The sequence below is a fragment of the Nodularia spumigena CCY9414 genome (assembly GCF_000340565.2).
Lineage (GTDB): Bacteria > Cyanobacteriota > Cyanobacteriia > Cyanobacteriales > Nostocaceae > Nodularia > Nodularia spumigena.
This window is the reverse complement of sequence record NZ_CP007203.1, coordinates 733,175-749,788: the sequence shown is the minus strand read 5'-3', so window position 1 is coordinate 749,788 and position 16,614 is coordinate 733,175. Positions and strand designations below refer to the sequence as shown.

Below are 16,614 nucleotides of genomic sequence, written 5' to 3'. Positions count from 1 at the left end.
CTCTCCTTCTTTCCTCCTTTGCGCCTTTGCGTGAGATAAAAAAAATGCTAACCCTCAACCACCATCACCCACCAATTAACATCCATCCTCAAACCCTCCTACACATTGAAAACCTACATAAAAGCTTCATCCTCCATCAACAAGGAGGAGTACGCTTACCAGTCCTAGAAGAAATTTCCCTCACCTTAAATCCTGGAGAATGCGTAGCCCTATCAGGTGCATCTGGTTCCGGTAAATCTACATTTATGCGCTGTATATATGGCAACTATCGTGCTGATAGCGGCTCAGTGTGGGTCAAACACGAAGGACATTGGCTCGACTTATGTCAACTTCTACCCCATGAACTTCTAGCCGTGAGGCAAAAAACCATTGGATATGTCAGCCAGTTTTTGCGAGTAATTCCCAGAGTACCAGCCCTAGAAGTTGCCGCAGAACTGTTGTTGGATTTAGGCGAAGATCCAAAAGTTGCTTTGACCAAAGTTGAAGACTTATTTCATCGACTGCAACTACCAGAACGCTTGTGGCATCTTTCCCCCACAACCTTTTCTGGCGGCGAAAAACAACGAGTAAATTTAGCTCGCGCCCTTGTAGTTAACTTCCCAATTTTGCTACTAGATGAACCCACCTCAGCCCTAGATGCGACCAATCGCCAAGTAGTGATGGAAATTCTAGAAGAACGTAAAAGTATGGGCTGTGCCTTAATTGGCATTTTTCATGATCAAGAAGTGCGATCGTCGCGACTGTGTAACCGGGAGTTAACCTGCAATGAATGAGCAAATATATACCAACTATCGTCTCCAACTTCCAGATCAAGAAATCCTCGGTACTCTTTTAGTTCGAGATGGAATTATTGCCGATATTCAACCAGGAGTAGTTAATCATGGACAGAATGGACAAGGAGACTATCTCCTACCAGGATTGATTGAACTCCATACAGACAATTTAGAACGCTGTATGTCTCCCCGTCCAGGAATTCGGTGGCCTTTAGAAGCAGCAGCCGTTTATCATGACCGAGACTTAGCCAGTGCTGGAGTCACAACAGTATGTGATGCGATCGCTATTGGCGATATAGCTGCCAGTTCCCCCCGTTTAACTAACTTTGCTCCCATGATTGATGTCATCTGTCAGGGACAAGCAACAGGACGCTTTTCTGTCGAACATCGAATACACCTGCGCTGTGAACTAGCTTATGAAGAGGTTTATCAAATTACCGAAAATTATGCCGATAATTCCCTCTTATCAATGATTTCCCTAATGGATCATACCCCTGGACAAAGACAGTTTATCAATCTAGACAAGTTCAAAGAATATTACATGGGCAAACATGGAGTGACAGCCACAGAAATTGAAAACCTCATCATAACTCGTCAACAAAAACAACAAATGTATGGACAAAAAAACCGGAAAGCTTTAGTAGAATTAGCTCAAGCTCAAGGTATTTCTTTAGCTAGTCATGATGATGCTACCGTTGATCATGTGCAGGAAGCTGTACAAAATGGAGTAGTGTTAGCGGAATTTCCCACCACCATAGAAGCAGCAAAAGCCGCCCATAGTTCAGGTTTACAAGTTTTGATGGGTGCGCCTAATTTAGTCTTGGGTGGTTCTCACTCTGGAAATGTTTCGGCACTGGAATTAGTTTTGTTGGATTTAGTAGATGTGATTTCCTCCGATTACGTTCCTCAAAGTTTGTTGCAATCTATTTTTATCATTGCCCACAAAACTGGGAAACCTATTTATGAAGCCATGAGATTATTTACCAGTAATCCAGCCAAATCTATTGATTTATTTCATAATCGTGGCAGTCTAGAAATTGGTAAACGGGCTGATTTTATCACTGTTCATGATGATGGCATTGTACCGTGTTTAATTTCCACTATCTGTCGAGGTCGTCGTGTTAGCTGATGCCGAGTTATAGTAATTGTATTTAAATTTTGAGGTAAAACATGGATTCAATTACAGTGTTACCAAATACCACGATTGAAAATCGAGGATTAGTATCTGAAAAATTTCTCAATCACGGAATTAGTAACTTTCACCAAGCTTGCAACTGGGTAAAAAATCTCCCCTATGGATTTAACTCCAATACCGAAAATTCTTTAATTATTTTTGCCGAAAATTGTGGAACTTGCACGACAAAACACGGCATAATAGCTAGATTAGCTGAAGAGTTAGGATTAGACATACATAAAACTCTAGGTTTTTATCGACTGAATGACGAAATCATCACTGGTGTTAACAAAATCATTCAGCCCTATGGTCTAGATTTTATTCCCCAAGTACACTGCTTTTTAGCATATCAAAATTTCAGAGTAGATTTAACAGCAGGAAATTGCAACGGTAAAAATAAACCAATAGAGAAATATGATTTTTTTGTAAAAGTAAATCCAGATTTAACAATCGAGCAAAGCGAGAACTATTATACAGACTACTTAGAAAAATATTATTTAATTGAGCCAAAATTTCAAAAGATTGGTTCTTTTAAAATATTACGAATTATTGAAGAATGTGATCGACAATTAAAATATCAATGCTCATTAATGTTTGGAAATGCTTAATTCCTCTGAAACGCTATGCTTTGGCGCAATGTTTTTATCAAGAGAAGGATAGAAATTATATTAGACCACTAGTGTCGCAAGGCGGAAGTCAAAAGTCAAAAGTTTATTTACGCCGTACTGTACTAAACTAATTAGTTAAAAATGAAAGTTGGTGTTGCCCTAATTCCCAGCCATGATACTATCGAATCAATTATAGAATTACAACAAAAAATCATAACTATCTGCCCGCTTTATCCAATTTTGTACAAGACATTTAATCTTCCTCATCTTACACTTTTACAAGGAAGATTTGATAATTCTATTAATTGGTTAACCTTAATCCTCAATTTGCAAGATTATTGGCAAAGACAACAATATTCACAAAAATATAAATTAATTAAATTAGAATATAAATCACCAGGATGGTATTTTTTAATACCTCAGCAGCAACTTATATTTTTGGAATTGCATAATTTTGTATTTTCAGCTTTAAAAAACAATCTCTTCGTTACTGAAGAAGATTTAAACAAAGATATTTCATTATATGATGATTTAGAAAAGAATAATTATATCAAGTACGGCTATCGATATATTGGCAATGCCTTTTATCCCCATATTACTTTAGGACAAACTATAGATAAATCTAGAGATCCTAACCAAGCTGATTGGATACATCTAGTAGAGTCATTTACAGCCAAACATATAATCAAACTTGAAAGAATAACTGTTTATCAAGTTGGTGAACATGGCAGTCATGCTAAAATTTTATACTCTGTAAAGATTTAGATACAAGATTATTTCAATAATCTCCAAATATTTCGCATATCCCTGAATAAGGTTATAAAAACCAATTTTAATGAGAATCTCAGTATTTTAGAGGTACTGGGATTTTTAAATTTCTTAAGTATCATGAAATATGTAAATTTAATTATTACTTCAAACAAAATTTTAAACTTCCGTTAATCATCCATTAATGACTAGTTTACCAAGTTCTAGTATTGTGTAAATCAGATTCAAATTAAATACTTGTAAATGTTAGCGAACTTTGTTTAGTAGTACGTTTAGAAAAATATATCTGAACAGCTAATAACCAACTAGAAGACATAAACCACAAGTATTGAATGTTAAGAAAAAGTATCCAGGTAGATGTATATGAAATAAGAATAATGTTTACTACTTGCATTTACCCTAAAACTTGATCATAGGAGTATTGGGCTTTATTTATAGATGCAAAAACTCCAAAAATTCAAGTATCTAAAAACAAATAGATTTTGTCATCTTCAACAGTTCAGTATTCGTTGGTTAAGCCTTGCAAAAAATTGCTTTAACTGATGTCACTTAAATATATTAAGGAGCCAAAATTAATGGTTGTATCTCGTCGTAACCCACTGCTCTTAGGTATAGCAGTTGTGCTAATAGGAGCTATAAGTTCATGCGCCTTGCTTAATAGCAATAGCCAAAAAGAAAACCTCGCAGACAATGATAAAGAAATAGTCTTGGGTTTAATTCCAGCAGAAAGTAACGAGGAAGTAGTAGCTCAATTTGAGCCGATGCGAGCCTATATGGAAAAGAAAATAGGTCGCCCAATCACCATGTTCACAGCTACAGACTATGCCGGGATTGTGGAAGCTATGCGCCGTGGCCGAGTTGATATTGCCTGGTTTGGGGCCCTTTCTTACATCATGGCAGAACAAGAAGCCGGAGCTGAAGCTTTTGCTGTCGGTGTACCTGAAAGTGGCGATTCTACTTACAACGGGATCATGATGGTGCCTGCGGATTCTGACATTCAATCCATAAAAGATTTAGAAGGTAAAAATGTAGCTTTTGTAGACCCCGCTTCCACATCCGGTGGTCTTGTACCTTCTTTTATGGTGAAACAAACATTTAACCGTGATCCTCAAGAAGTCTTTGGACGTTTGACCTACGCTGGCTCTCATGACGCGGCGATGTTAGCAGTACGGAATAAATCGGTGGATGCAGCAGCTTCTCATACCGTGATTTACCAAACCATGATTGACCGTGGCTTAATTACAGAACAAACAAATCGCATTATCGCCAAATCCGCCCCCATTCCTGGACCACCTCTGACTTATCGTCGTGATCTCGACGATAAACTGAAAACTCAAATCCGAGAGACTATCCTCAATGCCCATAACGATATTGATGTCACCGGGTTCGGCAAGCTAGCTAGGTACGAAGTTGCCACCCCAGATGATTACAATCCCATTCGGGAAATGATTAAAACTTTGGGACTAAAACGGGAAGAAATTCTGAAATAGTTGTTACTCCCTTCGCGGTGTAATTCTTCCTGATGTTTCTCTTGTGGAACAGGCATCTTGCCTGTTCTGGGCGGGCTAGACCCGGATTTCTCACAATATTTATGCTTATGCACAAAATTACCTGTGTCACACCAATATCCAAATACAGGTTTTTAGACTTGTGTGTACACGAACTAACCCACAAAGTAAATTCAGAGTTCAATCTGGCTTCAATTTGCACAGTTATTGACTTTTAAGGTTTTTCATGTCTTTAATTCGCATTGAGCAAGTAAGCAAGCGCTATTCCAATAACTTTCTGGCACTTCACCCCACTAACCTGACTATTGAACCTAGTTGCTTCACAGTAATTTTGGGGCCTAGTGGAGCTGGTAAGTCCACATTACTTCGTACCATTAACGGCTTAGAACAGCCGAGTACTGGCACAATCACTGTTGACGGTAGAAAACTGACCCCTGCAAGTATGCAACGGTTGCGGGCTAAGGTTGGTATGGTGTTCCAGCAATTTAATCTAGTGGGACGCTTAAATGTCATGACCAATGTCTTGACTGGGTGTCTCTATAATCGTCCGTGGTATACCAGTCTGCTTTATTTATTTGCCAAAAAAGATTATGAATTAGCTCATTGGGCTTTAGAACGTGTTGGCTTGATTGATAAAGCTTGGGAGCGGGCTGACCAGCTTTCAGGAGGTCAACAACAGCGCGTAGGAATTGCTCGTGCTTTAGCCCAGCGCCCGCAAGTAATTTTGGCCGATGAGCCAGTGGCTAGTCTAGATCCTCTCACGAGTGAGGAAATTATGGGGTTATTGCTAGAGATTTGCCGGCATGAGCAGATTGCAGTAGTAGCTAGCTTACACCAGGTGAACTTGGCTATGCGTTACGCTGACCGGATTATTGGCTTGAATCAAGGACAGGTGGTGTTTGATAACGCACCCGCAGCCCTCACCTCAGATATGTTGCAAACAGTTTACGAACGGCAAGAAGGTACGACAGATGAAGACTTTAAACTGGAGATGGCCAACTAAATACGGTAGGTTGCCTACTTCAATAGTGGTGGGCATTCTGTTGGCAATCTCCGCACTACTGGTAGCAGCACCCGCCGCAGAAATCAATCCGCTCAAAGTTTTGGGTTCAGTAGGTCAATTATTAGAGTTCTTGGGCTTTATGCTGATTGCTCCTGATTGGGCATATCTGCCCGACCTACTAGCCAAAATGCTAGAAACGATTGAAATTGGCTTTTTAAGTACCTTTATGGCATTGGTGGCGAGCCTGCCACTAGGAGTATTAGCTGCAAGTAACACCTCTCCACATCCTTTGGTATATCACTTTACCCGTAACTTGATGAATTTGATGCGGGCTTTACCAGAGTTTATGTGGGCGCTGGTGTTTGTCTCGGCGGTAGGTTTAGGCCCTTTACCGGGGGTGATGGCATTAGCATTTGTCACCACTGGGTTTATGAGCAAGTTTTTTGCTGAAAGCATTGAGGTGATTGACCCGAAAGCGGTGGAAGGGGTGAAATCAACTGGGGCGCAGCAATTTCATATATTGATGTTTGCTGTACTACCACAGGCACTTCCTGATTTTATTAGCACCACCCTTTATATTTTGGATAACAATATTCGCTCTGCTACAGTTTTGGGGTTAGTAGGAGCTGGCGGTATTGGCTACGATATGGTGATGGCTATGCGTCTATTTAACTACAGTCGCCTGATTATGATTGCGGTCTGTATTTTTATCGCTGTAACTATTTTTGATCGGCTTTCAGATAAGTTTCGTAGTTGGGTGATCTAATCGTGAAACCATTAAACATTAAGTCTAAACTTCAGCCTTTACCACCCAAGCCATTCAGTTTTATTCCTGTGTGGTTTAGCTTATTAATAGCACTGTTTTTTTTGGCAGTAAATGATTTAGGTTTGTCTTTTGGTGAACTTTTAGGCGGATTAGGAAATATTTTTGAATACTTGAGCCGCTATCGTTCTCCCAATTTTACTGATCTGAGAGAGTATTTGGTCTTGATGGGGCAAACTTTAGCTATGGCGTTGTGGGGAACTGCGATCGCTTTTTTTATGGGTTTTCTACTGGCTCCTTTAGCAGCCAAGAATCTCACACCCCATCCGGTAATTTACCGTTTGTCAAGAGAATTGCTCAACTTTATGCGAGCTATGCCTGATTTGCTCCTAGCTCTAATTTTTGTGGCTGCTGTTGGGCTAGGGCCACTACCAGGAGTGATGGCGCTGGGGTTTCATACAACTGGTTTTTTAGGTAAGTTTTTTGCTGAGAGTATGGAACGAGTCAACCCTGGTATTTATGAGGCGGTGTCAGCAACGGGAGCGAGTTTTTTACAGCAGATTATGTTTGCGGCTTGGCCAGCAATTATCCGGGAAGTGGTGGGTTATACCTTATACATATTTGACCGGAATGTGCGAATGGCCGCAGTGCTGGGGTTAGTTGGGGCTGGCGGTATCGGTTTGGCACTGCAACAGAATTTACGTACCTTTCGTTACGATGAATCAGCAGCCCTGATTATTGTGATGTTAGTCAGTATTGTCGCTATTGACTATCTATCGGCAGCAATTCGGTCACGTCTATCCTAATTGTTTTAACTAGGGTATTGAGACTAAACACATCTAGAACTAACCCAGGAACCACCGAGACAGATATTAAGGGACTGACAAATAAAAAAATACGAAATCACCTAACCCAAAAACCTCTCAAACCCTCATAACTCTGTGTTCTTTGCGTCTGGTGTGGTAGCCTTCGGCAAACCCTTCGGTCTACATTTATCTGGATAATTTATTCCTTGGAAGTCCCTTACGTTAAAATCTGGCGGAACTAACAGCGATAAATATCTATCTTCTTGTATACTCACAAGGTGTAGTGGATACCATTAGTCTGCAAGTTCTGGCTCAGGATTATCACAAAAAATGTTGCGCGTTTATCATCTCTTTCTCGGTGCTATTTTATTGGCTTTAACGCCAGTGGGAGTCAAAACTTTTCTCCCCCGGTTTTCTCCTGCGGTTATAGAAAATCCGAGTCCTGTAGAAACGACAACTCCCAGCAGTTCTCCTCAACCCACTCCTTCAATAACTCCCAATTCCGTAGAAGGAAATACTTGGAGGAAAATTTTGGGGAAAACACCTACCCCCAATGGTTGGGAAGTTCTCCCTTGTGAGGGAAACGCCCCCCTGCTGTGTGTTTCTTCCCAAGGTAAACTTTTGGGTACGGTGGAAATCGGTGTTTACCCGGTGAAAAACAATCCAGATTTCCAAAAAAATCTCACAGATGCAGGTATTCCACTCGACTCTCAGGTAGATTACCAAAGTCCTGAATACCAAGAGAAGTTATTAACAGCACTCAAGGCTTGGGTTGCAGATTTAAATGCTACTTTTATGAAAGACCGTCAGGGAACCTATGGAAATACAATAGTGTTCTCAGCCTACCCACCACAACAGGTATCAGTTGGTAAACTCCAGGGAATACGCTACGGGTTTGTGGGAATTAAGGCAGAGGGTGGAGTAGAAGAGCAACATATTAGTCATGTTGCTTTCGATGGTAAGGCTATGTATATAATTACCACAGCTTTTGACTCAGCCTCGATTACAGGTAAATTCGAGGAACTGGAAAATTTGGCAATTTTTCAACCTTACTTTGGGGCGATCGCAGCTGATTTAAATTTGCCCAATTAACGAGATAATGGGATATCAATCAAAAATTCTGTACCATTTCCCGGAGCAGAATTACAGGTTAAGCGGCCTTGGTGCTGACCAACAATTACCTGATAACTAATAGACAATCCCAACCCCGTCCCACTTCCTACAGGCTTAGTAGTAAAAAATGGGTCAAAGATTTTTGACTGCACCGTTTCTATCATACCATAAGCATTATCAGCAATGGTAATCCTTAACATATTTCCATCTATGAGTTGAGTGGAAACCTCAATTATGGGATTGTCTGTGGTTTTTCCCTTAAATAATGAATCTTCTAAAGCATCTATGGCATTATTTAATATATTCATAAATACCTGATTCATTTGACTAGCAAAACAGCTAACTTTTGGTAGTTTAGCGTAATTTTTGATAATTTGAATTTCTGGGAAATTACTCCTTCTCTGGAGCCGATGATCTAAAATCATTAAAGTGTTGTCAATACCTTCGTGAATATCTACAGCTTTCATTTGCGCTTCATCGAGGCGGGAAAAGTTGCGTAAGCCCAAAATAATATTCTGTATACGTGAACTCCCAGCGTTCATAGAATTGAGAATTTTCGGTAAGTCTTCGCTCAGGAAATCCAAATCAATTTCTGCGGTTTTCTGTTGAACTAAATTTGCATCTTCTTGTTGATAAACAGCTATTAAATCTAGTAAATATTGCACATACTGATTGACATGGGAAATATTACCATGAATAAAATTGATGGGATTATTAATTTCATGAGCAATTCCCGCTATCATTTGTCCCAAGGAAGACATTTTTTCACTGTGAATTAATTGGGATTGGGTACTTTGTAATTCTGAGAGTGCTTGTTGCAAACTTTGATTTTTTTCGTGGAGTTGCTGCGTTCTCTGCTCTACTTTGGCTTCTAATTGCTGATTCACTTGTGCGAAACTTCTATAAAGCATGGCATTTTCTAGAGAAATTGCAGCTTGGGTGGTGAGGAGTTTGAGAACTTCGATGCGATCGCCTGTAAATGCTCCTATGGTAAGATTGTTTTCTAGATAAATAATCCCCAGCAATTTACCCTGATTAATAATGGGGATACATAACAGACTCTGAGGTTGCTGAGTAAGAATATAAGTATCTTCTGCGAGGAATGTGACAGTTTTAGCATCATCGCTGACGAAGACTTCCAGGGTGCGTTTGACGTATTTAATCAAAGGAACGGGAACATCTGCGCTCAACTCTAGGCTCATTGATGGAAAAGTTGTCACCATACCCGCAGTATTTGCACTAGAAGCCACAGCAGTGACAATTAAGGGTAATTCTTCATCTTCGCTCAAAATCAAAGCAGATTTAGAAGCTCCCGCATTTTCCATCACAACTTGCATGATAGTAGCCAGCAGTTTATCCAACTCAATTTCCTCAGAAAGTGCTTGAGAAGCTTTGATAACAGTAGCCAAATCTAAAGAGTCGGAAATACTGCTTTTAGAGCTAGAATCAGGAGGATTATCACTTTCAGGGAGACTTAATTTTTCTGGTTGGAGTATAGGCGCGAGCAATTGGGGATAACGTTTTACCAAATCATTAACTTTAGCTTTTGCTCCCCAGCGAATGTAACTATTGTAAGCATCAATTAAATAAGTTTGAGCAATTTTGGTTTTTCCCCATTCCAGATAAAATTTAGCTGCTAATTCCTGAGCGAGAGCTTCTTCATTCATAAACTCATGCTCGTGGGCGAGAGAGATAGCTTGATCATATAATTCCATTGCTTGCAGATATTCACCGCTCACCCGATATTTTTCTGCTTCTACTAAATAAAACTTATGCAGATAATTCATCGGTGCATGATGTGCAAAGTGTTGTAACTGTGCTTGGTTATCTGCTACCTGCTGAAGTAAATTAGCTTGCTCATTTTCCACAGTTGGATATATGGCTAAAGCTATGAGAGAATCATAAAAATAAAATACAGGCTGGGTTGTTAAACCAGGAGTTGTTGCTAAATATTTTTTTCCTTGACTACAATTTTCTTGGGCTTTAACAAAGTTCCCAAATAAATAGCAGGGGATGAGTTTATATAAATAGTAATATTGCAATCCACTGATATCATTGGCATTTATTAGCAGCAGCAATGATCTATCCTCATTATATGCCTCGCCTATGATCTTAGAGGCATCATCAGGATTACCTAACAACTTGATAATACTTTGCAAACATATTTGAGCATAGTTCAAGATGCTTGCTTGCTTGATTTTTTTGAGTACATGACTGTAGTCTCTAACTTGTTCTTTCAGGCTTGTTAATTCTTTACCCATAAAATATGATTGGTGACAAATATCATTTATACAGTAACCAACATATTGAAAATTACCTATTTCTAATGAAGTTTGGTAGCCGTCTAACAAAATTCGTAAACATTCTCGAATGTGGTACTTTCCATGAAAAACGAATGTTCCTAATGGATATATTACTTTAGCTTTTATATCTGGGTCATTAAATTTATCAGTTAACTTCAGAGCTAAATTACCAAACTCAACTGCTAGCTCAATATCTTTCTGAATCCCATTTAAAATAATGGCATAACCTGCATAAGAAGTAGCACCTAAAGGATCATTTCCATACTGAATTGATAACTTCACCTGTGAACAAATAATTATTGGGAATAATAGGGGATTTGCCATATAAGTCGCAGCGCCCATACTGGCGAAAATGCGAATAATTGCCAATTGCTTTTCATCGGTCATCAATGGTAAGTTGAACAAATCTGCAACGGTTTTATCTGCTAGCAGTGCTGTGGTTTCTGCAAGACCTTTCTGGATATCACTTGCGCTTGGGGAATCAGGGAAAGTCAGACCTAAATATTGTAATACTTGTCGGGCGATCGCGATCGCTTCCAACAATCTATTCTGCGATGTATAAGCCAGAATTTTGATTTCATAAACTTTCACTTTCTCTAGCACGGTTTTCGCTCGTTGCAGTATGACCTCTCCTAATTCTTCCATTTCCTCAAAATTGCGACCGAGATATGCTACATCTGCTGCTGTTTCATACAAAGCCAAGGTTAACTGATATTGTGTCTCCCAGCTATCATCTGCAAGTAGTTTAATTCCAGTATTTAAATACTTCAGGGCTGAGGGATAAGCCATTGATTTCACAGCTTTTCTTCCAGCCACAAGATTCATTTCAGCTAATTGCTGGCGTTCTGCGGGAAGATGAATTAAAGGTATGGCGATATTAAATTGATTTACCAGTTCAAAAATCAGGTCTTCCCTTTCAGACTTTGAAGTGTTATTTAATAACAATTTCCCAATTCTTAGGTGAATTGACTGTTTTTTTGATTCAGGAATTAAAGCATAAGCAGCTTGTTGTACACGGTCATGGATAAATTTATATTTAGGTGATTGGTTATGACTATCTTTGACGACTAACTGGCTCATTTCACCTCGCAGTAAAACTAGCCCTTGCAATAATGCTGGCCATAAGTCCGAAGCTGTATCTACCGCTAATTGCTCATAGACAATCGCCAGAGTTTTTAAGTCAAATTGGTTCCCTACACAAGCTGCTAACTTCAGAACTTCCTGAGTTGGCATTGGTAGCTTCATTAGTTGAATTGACATAAATTCAACTACATCATCTGTGAGCGCTAATGCTTGTATTCCTGATAGCTTATACTGCCAATTACCCAGTTCAAAATTAAATTTAAATAATCCATTTTTATGTAAAGCTTTGAGAAATTCATGGATAAAAAAAGGATTGCCTTTGGTTTTAGCAAATACCATTTGTCTCAAGGCGATCGCCTGATTTTCTCCCCAACGCAAACTATCAGCAATTAACTGATTTAAATCAGCTTGCGTTAAAGGCTTTAACCTGATATAATTAAGAGTAGATGCCTGTTTTTTTATTTCATTAATAGCCAAATGTAATGGATGTGCATTGTTAACTTCGTTATCCCGATAAGCACCAATAATTAAGAGACTTTTTTGTTTTTCCAGTGTAGCACTCATGGCAATATTTTCGGAATCATTGCTGGCACTGTTTAATAATTGAATTAATTTCAAGGATGTGAAATCTGCCCATTGCAAGTCATCGAGAAATATTACCAAAGGATGTTCCTTAGTCATGAAGACTCGGATAAATCTTTGCAATAATAAATTAAATCGATTTTCAGCAGCAGAGCCAGATACTTCTGCCACCTGCGGTTGCTTACCAATAATTAGTTCCAGTTCAGGAATGAGATTAACAATTACTTGACCTTGTGTACCCAAAGCCGACAATATTTGAGTTTTCCATTGGGCAATTTCGGCATCGGTTTCTAATAGTATTTGGGCGATTAAATCCCGAAAGGCTTGGATAAATCCTGACAAGGGAATTTCCCGTTTAAATTGGTCATATTTTCCTTTAATAAAATAACTACGTTGGCGCAAAATTGGTTTGTGAATCTCATTGACTACTGCTGTTTTGCCAATACCAGAAAATCCTGTCACCAAAATCATTTCTGTTGTACCACTACTGACACGCTCAAAAGCTGCAAGTAGTTTTTTTACTTCTGCGTCGCGTCCATAGAGTTTTTCGGGAATCAGGAAACGGTCAGATATATCTTTTTCTCCTAACTCGAAGCTGGTGATATTTCCTGTCTCTTCCCACTGCTGGTGACATTTTTCTAAATCATATTTAAGTCCGTAGGCGCTTTGATAACGGTCTTCGGCATTTTTTGCCATCAGTTTGCTGATGATTAAAGACAGTATGGGCGGAATATTGGGGTTAATTTGGTTCGCTGTGGGAGGCTGTTTAGCAATGTGACAGTAGACTAACTCCATTGGGTCTTTAGTTGTGAAGGGTAACTCACCTGTGAGGAGTTCAAAAAATGTCACACCCAAGGAATAAAAATCACTGCGGTAATCAATACCTCGGTTCATCCTTCCTGTTTGTTCCGGGGACATATAAGCTAATGTCCCTTCTAAAACATTGGGGTTGATCTGGAATTGAATTTCTCGCGGTAATAGGGTAGCAATACTGAAGTCTATCAGTTTGACTTCCAGAGTTTTGGGGTCAATTACTATATTGGCGGGTTTGATATCTTTATGGATGATGCGATTCCTTCGGAGCGCTGAGTGCAAGGCACACGCTTCGCGAACGCTATCGCTATGTAGTCCCTCTATAGTAGATACTATTTCTATAGCAATCTGAAAAAACTCTCTGAGCGCTAAACCATTTCCTGGTTTGTGCTGTTTCCCAACTGTCCAATCTTTGAGCGATATACCGCCAAAGTCCTCCATAATTAGAACTTCACTGTTGCGGTAATTTTCTAAGCTTAAAGGTTTGACTATGCCAGGAATATCAAGGTCTTTGGTGATGGTATACTGATGACGTAACTGGGAAATTTCGCCGAATGTAGGGTGTTCGTTCCGCATCAGTTTGATGATGACGCTTTTTTGGTCGTTTTCTCTGATACCTCGATAAACTAGGGTTTTGTTGCTCGAATATATTTGCTGGGTAATGCGATATCCAGGAATAGTGAATCTGGTATCAGAGAATATTGACATTGCAGCGACGCTCAGAGGGATTGTTTCTTTAGCTTATTATGCCCTCGATATATAGGCCAAGTATCAGATTTTATTTCTAAATCATAGCTAAATAAAATATAGAACCTCACCCCCAACCCCTCTCCTTATCAAGGAGAGGGGAGAATTTACTGAAATTCCCACCCCTGTCCTTAGCAAACAAAGGGGAGACTTTACTGAAATTCCCACCCCTGTCCTTATCAAGGAGAGGGGAGAATTTACTGAAATTCCCACCCCTGTCCTTAGCAAACAAAGGGGAGACTTTAATTAAATTTCAGCTACAGCGCGTTCAATCAAGCGACGTGCTAAAGTTTGTGTACCTGTGTGTTCGTAGTAATTTGTGGCTACATCCAAAAATGCGGCTAGATAATCTAACTTATCATCAGCAAGTTGCACAAAACTTTGCAAATTACCCACTACTTTTTGTGGTGTTAAATTATTTTGGCTCACAATTCCATCCATCCAACCTTTAACAGAATCAAAGCTTTCGCCAATAAAGTTTAATTTACCAGCAGCACTGTTACCGGGAATTGCATCTTGGATACCTTGAAAAGTCGAGTTTTGTTGTAACTCCTGGGGATTCATTTGATTAAGTCCAGATAAGGCTTTATCAATGAAGTCTGGCCCTAGGGGTATTAAACCATCAACACAAACCAAAGCCACCATCCGAATCAGGGACTCTCCACTATACTCACCCAAAGAACCGACAAAATCGCCGATGCTGTCTCCGGGAATGCCGTTAATTTGGCAAAAAGCTACTAGTTCTACCACTAATTTGAGACACAAATCAATAGTTTGGGCTTTGTCGGCCTTGGGAGTTACCTTATTTAAAAAACCCAACAGAGGAATTTTTTCACCGATTTTGTTCGCTAAAGCTGCTGCACCCAGGGCTTTATCTGTCGTATCTACAGTTTGATAAAGCCACATTGCTCGTTGGTATCCTTGGGAGCGGTCATTATAAAGATAAATCGCTCTTTCTCCAATTTGCTGAATTAAATCTTCGTCAGTTTCACCAGTTACCTTCTTAATGGTGTTGACAAAACCTACAGTGTTTTCCCACTGTCTAGGAGCGACAAAATCCAGGGCGTTCAACATGGAAATGGTCAAGTTACTAGTTGGAAGTTCATCAACTAATTCAAAAATCGGTTTGTTCACAAGAATCTCCTGATTTGGGGTGTTAATTTGGGGTACTTAGGAACTGAGAAATAAAAAAATATTCCAAATTTTCTGGTGGAGCAGATATCTTTCCTGCTAATCACTAAGGACGGGCAGTCCTTGCCCTCTCCCACAAAATGGGATAATTTATTTTCTGGTGTTCCGTTAAACTTATTTCAATGTCGCTAAACCATCAAGATTAAATTTCTCGATCCAATCGGCGCGATCGCTTGCCGTAAATGACGGATCACGGGATAATACTTTTACTTGGTAACGATTATTTACCAGAACTGCTGTTTGGGTATTGCCAATTTCCCGCGCTGGATAACCTGCAATTGTTTTAGTGCTATTAGAGTAACTTTCTGCTGTTTTTGGTGTGCTGCTGGTATCAGAAACAGCTAGCATTGCTAACTCTTTGCCGTCTTTCTTTAATTTAGCTTCTGCAAAACCTTTTTTCTCTTGGGTAAATACTCTCTCGTAGTCATCATCAGCAGCAGGAAAGAATTTATTAAATTCTCCACCTTGAGTAGCTTTTGCGTCAACTGCTTGACCTCTTTTTTGTTGGGTACTTTCTTGCTGTACTTGGTCAAAACGACCGGGTTCTTGGGGAGTACAAGCGGTGGTCAGTAGTAAAACTGACAGTAACAAAGCAGGTAAAATTTTAGATACGCGAGAGAAATTCATTTTTGGTTGTTCCTGATGTTTCAACTTTGAGGAATGCGGTGTGCTATTACAGCATAGAATGGGTCTCCACCACCAGCACCTAACCACTGTAAAAAATTCGGCGCTGTGGATTTATTCACAATTACCTCTGGAACTGTAAATCCAGGTACTGAGGTGAAGTATTGCTTGACTAATTCCACCCTAGTAGTTTCTGAAGCGTCTCGCCAAGCTTGAATCGCTTTTTGGAAAAACATCCGGTTGGAAAAGCTGATAATTGCTACACCACCAGGTTTAAGGATACGATGAATTTCAGCAAATATGGCTTCTGGATACTGCAAATATTGTACAGAAACGCAATTCAAAACAGCATCAAAACTTTGGTCTGGTAGGGGTAGTTGAGGCTGCTGATTCAGATTCTGGACAAAGTAATGATTTAAACGGCGATTTCGTGCTAGTTCCTCGGCGTTGAGTCCGTGTCCCTCAATATGAGCAAATTCCATTTCTGCGGGGAGATGGGACACCCAACTGCTCATCATGTCTAGTATAAGGGTGTTGGGTTGGAGGCGATCGCTATATAAATCCGTTAGCTGTTGAATAAATCCATCATCGACATGGGTGACGAAGCGGGGATAGTCGTAAAACAGCTGATCGTCTGTATCGTCTAATTTCTGGCGTTGATCGGGTTTGAGCATCATAAAGATTTATCTATCTTGTGCAAGTTTTTTGCCCAATTATGAGTTTTTAGCTAATATCTTGTATCTTAATGAATCTCT

At 39.6% G+C, this 16,614-nt stretch carries 13 protein-coding genes; 9 read left to right on the top strand and 4 right to left on the bottom strand.

Annotated features, from left to right (window positions below):
- Nucleotides 1-44: 44 nt before the first annotated feature.
- The 9 genes from phnL (at nucleotide 45) to NSP_RS03345 (ending at nucleotide 8,495) form a co-directional block, all read left to right on the top strand.
- Complete coding sequence (gene phnL / locus NSP_RS03385) at nucleotides 45-773, top strand: phosphonate C-P lyase system protein PhnL (protein ID WP_017803799.1); 729 nt, start codon at nucleotides 45-47, stop codon at nucleotides 771-773.
- The gene (phnM, locus tag NSP_RS03380; protein ID WP_006194179.1) at nucleotides 766-1,902 is read left to right on the top strand and encodes a phosphonate metabolism protein PhnM; all 1,137 of its coding nucleotides are present in this window, start codon (nucleotides 766-768) and stop codon (nucleotides 1,900-1,902) included. The genes phnL and phnM overlap by 8 nt, the downstream gene beginning before the upstream one ends.
- A 41-nt stretch (nucleotides 1,903-1,943) precedes the next feature.
- Nucleotides 1,944-2,555, top strand: coding sequence for a hypothetical protein (locus NSP_RS03375; protein WP_006194180.1), 612 nt, complete (start codon nucleotides 1,944-1,946; stop codon nucleotides 2,553-2,555).
- 141 nt (nucleotides 2,556-2,696) lie between these two features.
- Nucleotides 2,697-3,320, top strand: coding sequence for a hypothetical protein (locus NSP_RS03370; RefSeq protein WP_006194181.1), 624 nt, complete (start codon nucleotides 2,697-2,699; stop codon nucleotides 3,318-3,320).
- 578 nt (nucleotides 3,321-3,898) lie between these two features.
- Nucleotides 3,899-4,813 carry a phosphonate ABC transporter substrate-binding protein gene (gene phnD, locus NSP_RS03365; RefSeq protein ID WP_006194182.1) on the top strand — a complete coding sequence of 305 codons (915 nt, stop codon included), beginning with the start codon at nucleotides 3,899-3,901 and terminating at the stop codon, nucleotides 4,811-4,813.
- Between the two features lie 244 nt (nucleotides 4,814-5,057).
- Entirely contained in the window at nucleotides 5,058-5,834 is a 777-nt protein-coding gene (gene phnC / locus NSP_RS03360; protein ID WP_006194183.1) for a phosphonate ABC transporter ATP-binding protein, read from the top strand.
- Complete coding sequence (gene phnE, locus NSP_RS03355; protein WP_017803798.1) at nucleotides 5,803-6,600, top strand: phosphonate ABC transporter, permease protein PhnE; 798 nt, start codon at nucleotides 5,803-5,805, stop codon at nucleotides 6,598-6,600. Before phnC ends, phnE (NSP_RS03355) begins: the two co-directional genes overlap by 32 nt.
- Nucleotides 6,601-6,602: 2 nt before the next feature.
- Entirely contained in the window at nucleotides 6,603-7,403 is an 801-nt protein-coding gene (gene phnE, locus NSP_RS03350; RefSeq protein WP_006194185.1) for a phosphonate ABC transporter, permease protein PhnE, read from the top strand.
- A gap of 330 nt (nucleotides 7,404-7,733) precedes the next feature.
- A complete protein-coding gene (locus NSP_RS03345; protein ID WP_006194186.1) occupies nucleotides 7,734-8,495 on the top strand; it encodes a hypothetical protein in 762 nt (253 codons plus the stop codon).
- Here the strand turns inward: NSP_RS03345 and NSP_RS03340 are convergent.
- The 4 genes from NSP_RS03340 to NSP_RS03325 form a co-directional block, all read right to left on the bottom strand.
- Nucleotides 8,492-14,005 carry an ATP-binding sensor histidine kinase gene (locus NSP_RS03340; protein ID WP_006194187.1) on the bottom strand — a complete coding sequence of 1,838 codons (5,514 nt, stop codon included), beginning with the start codon at nucleotides 14,003-14,005 and terminating at the stop codon, nucleotides 8,492-8,494. The genes NSP_RS03345 and NSP_RS03340 overlap by 4 nt on opposite strands.
- A 285-nt stretch (nucleotides 14,006-14,290) precedes the next feature.
- A complete protein-coding gene (locus tag NSP_RS03335; RefSeq protein WP_006194188.1) occupies nucleotides 14,291-15,178 on the bottom strand; it encodes a hypothetical protein in 888 nt (295 codons plus the stop codon).
- Nucleotides 15,179-15,349: 171 nt separating this feature from the next.
- Complete coding sequence (locus NSP_RS03330) at nucleotides 15,350-15,862, bottom strand: hypothetical protein (RefSeq protein WP_017803795.1); 513 nt, start codon at nucleotides 15,860-15,862, stop codon at nucleotides 15,350-15,352.
- Nucleotides 15,863-15,882: 20 nt separating this feature from the next.
- On the bottom strand, nucleotides 15,883-16,536 hold the full coding sequence (locus NSP_RS03325; protein WP_006194190.1) for a class I SAM-dependent methyltransferase: 654 nt from the start codon (nucleotides 16,534-16,536) through the stop codon (nucleotides 15,883-15,885).
- Between the last annotated feature and the right edge of the window lie 78 nt (nucleotides 16,537-16,614).

Coding starts and splice junctions, on each gene's coding strand:
- NSP_RS03330 (WP_017803795.1), bottom strand. CDS start 15,862: ATGAATTTCTCTCGCGTATCTAAAATTTTACCTGCTTTGTTACTGTCA.
- NSP_RS03325 (WP_006194190.1), bottom strand. CDS start 16,536: ATGATGCTCAAACCCGATCAACGCCAGAAATTAGACGATACAGACGAT.
- NSP_RS03345 (WP_006194186.1), top strand. CDS start 7,734: ATGTTGCGCGTTTATCATCTCTTTCTCGGTGCTATTTTATTGGCTTTA.
- phnM (WP_006194179.1), top strand. CDS start 766: ATGAATGAGCAAATATATACCAACTATCGTCTCCAACTTCCAGATCAA.
- phnL (WP_017803799.1), top strand. CDS start 45: ATGCTAACCCTCAACCACCATCACCCACCAATTAACATCCATCCTCAA.
- phnE (WP_017803798.1), top strand. CDS start 5,803: ATGAAGACTTTAAACTGGAGATGGCCAACTAAATACGGTAGGTTGCCT.
- NSP_RS03340 (WP_006194187.1), bottom strand. CDS start 14,005: ATGTCAATATTCTCTGATACCAGATTCACTATTCCTGGATATCGCATT.
- phnD (WP_006194182.1), top strand. CDS start 3,899: ATGGTTGTATCTCGTCGTAACCCACTGCTCTTAGGTATAGCAGTTGTG.
- phnC (WP_006194183.1), top strand. CDS start 5,058: ATGTCTTTAATTCGCATTGAGCAAGTAAGCAAGCGCTATTCCAATAAC.
- NSP_RS03375 (WP_006194180.1), top strand. CDS start 1,944: ATGGATTCAATTACAGTGTTACCAAATACCACGATTGAAAATCGAGGA.
- NSP_RS03370 (WP_006194181.1), top strand. CDS start 2,697: ATGAAAGTTGGTGTTGCCCTAATTCCCAGCCATGATACTATCGAATCA.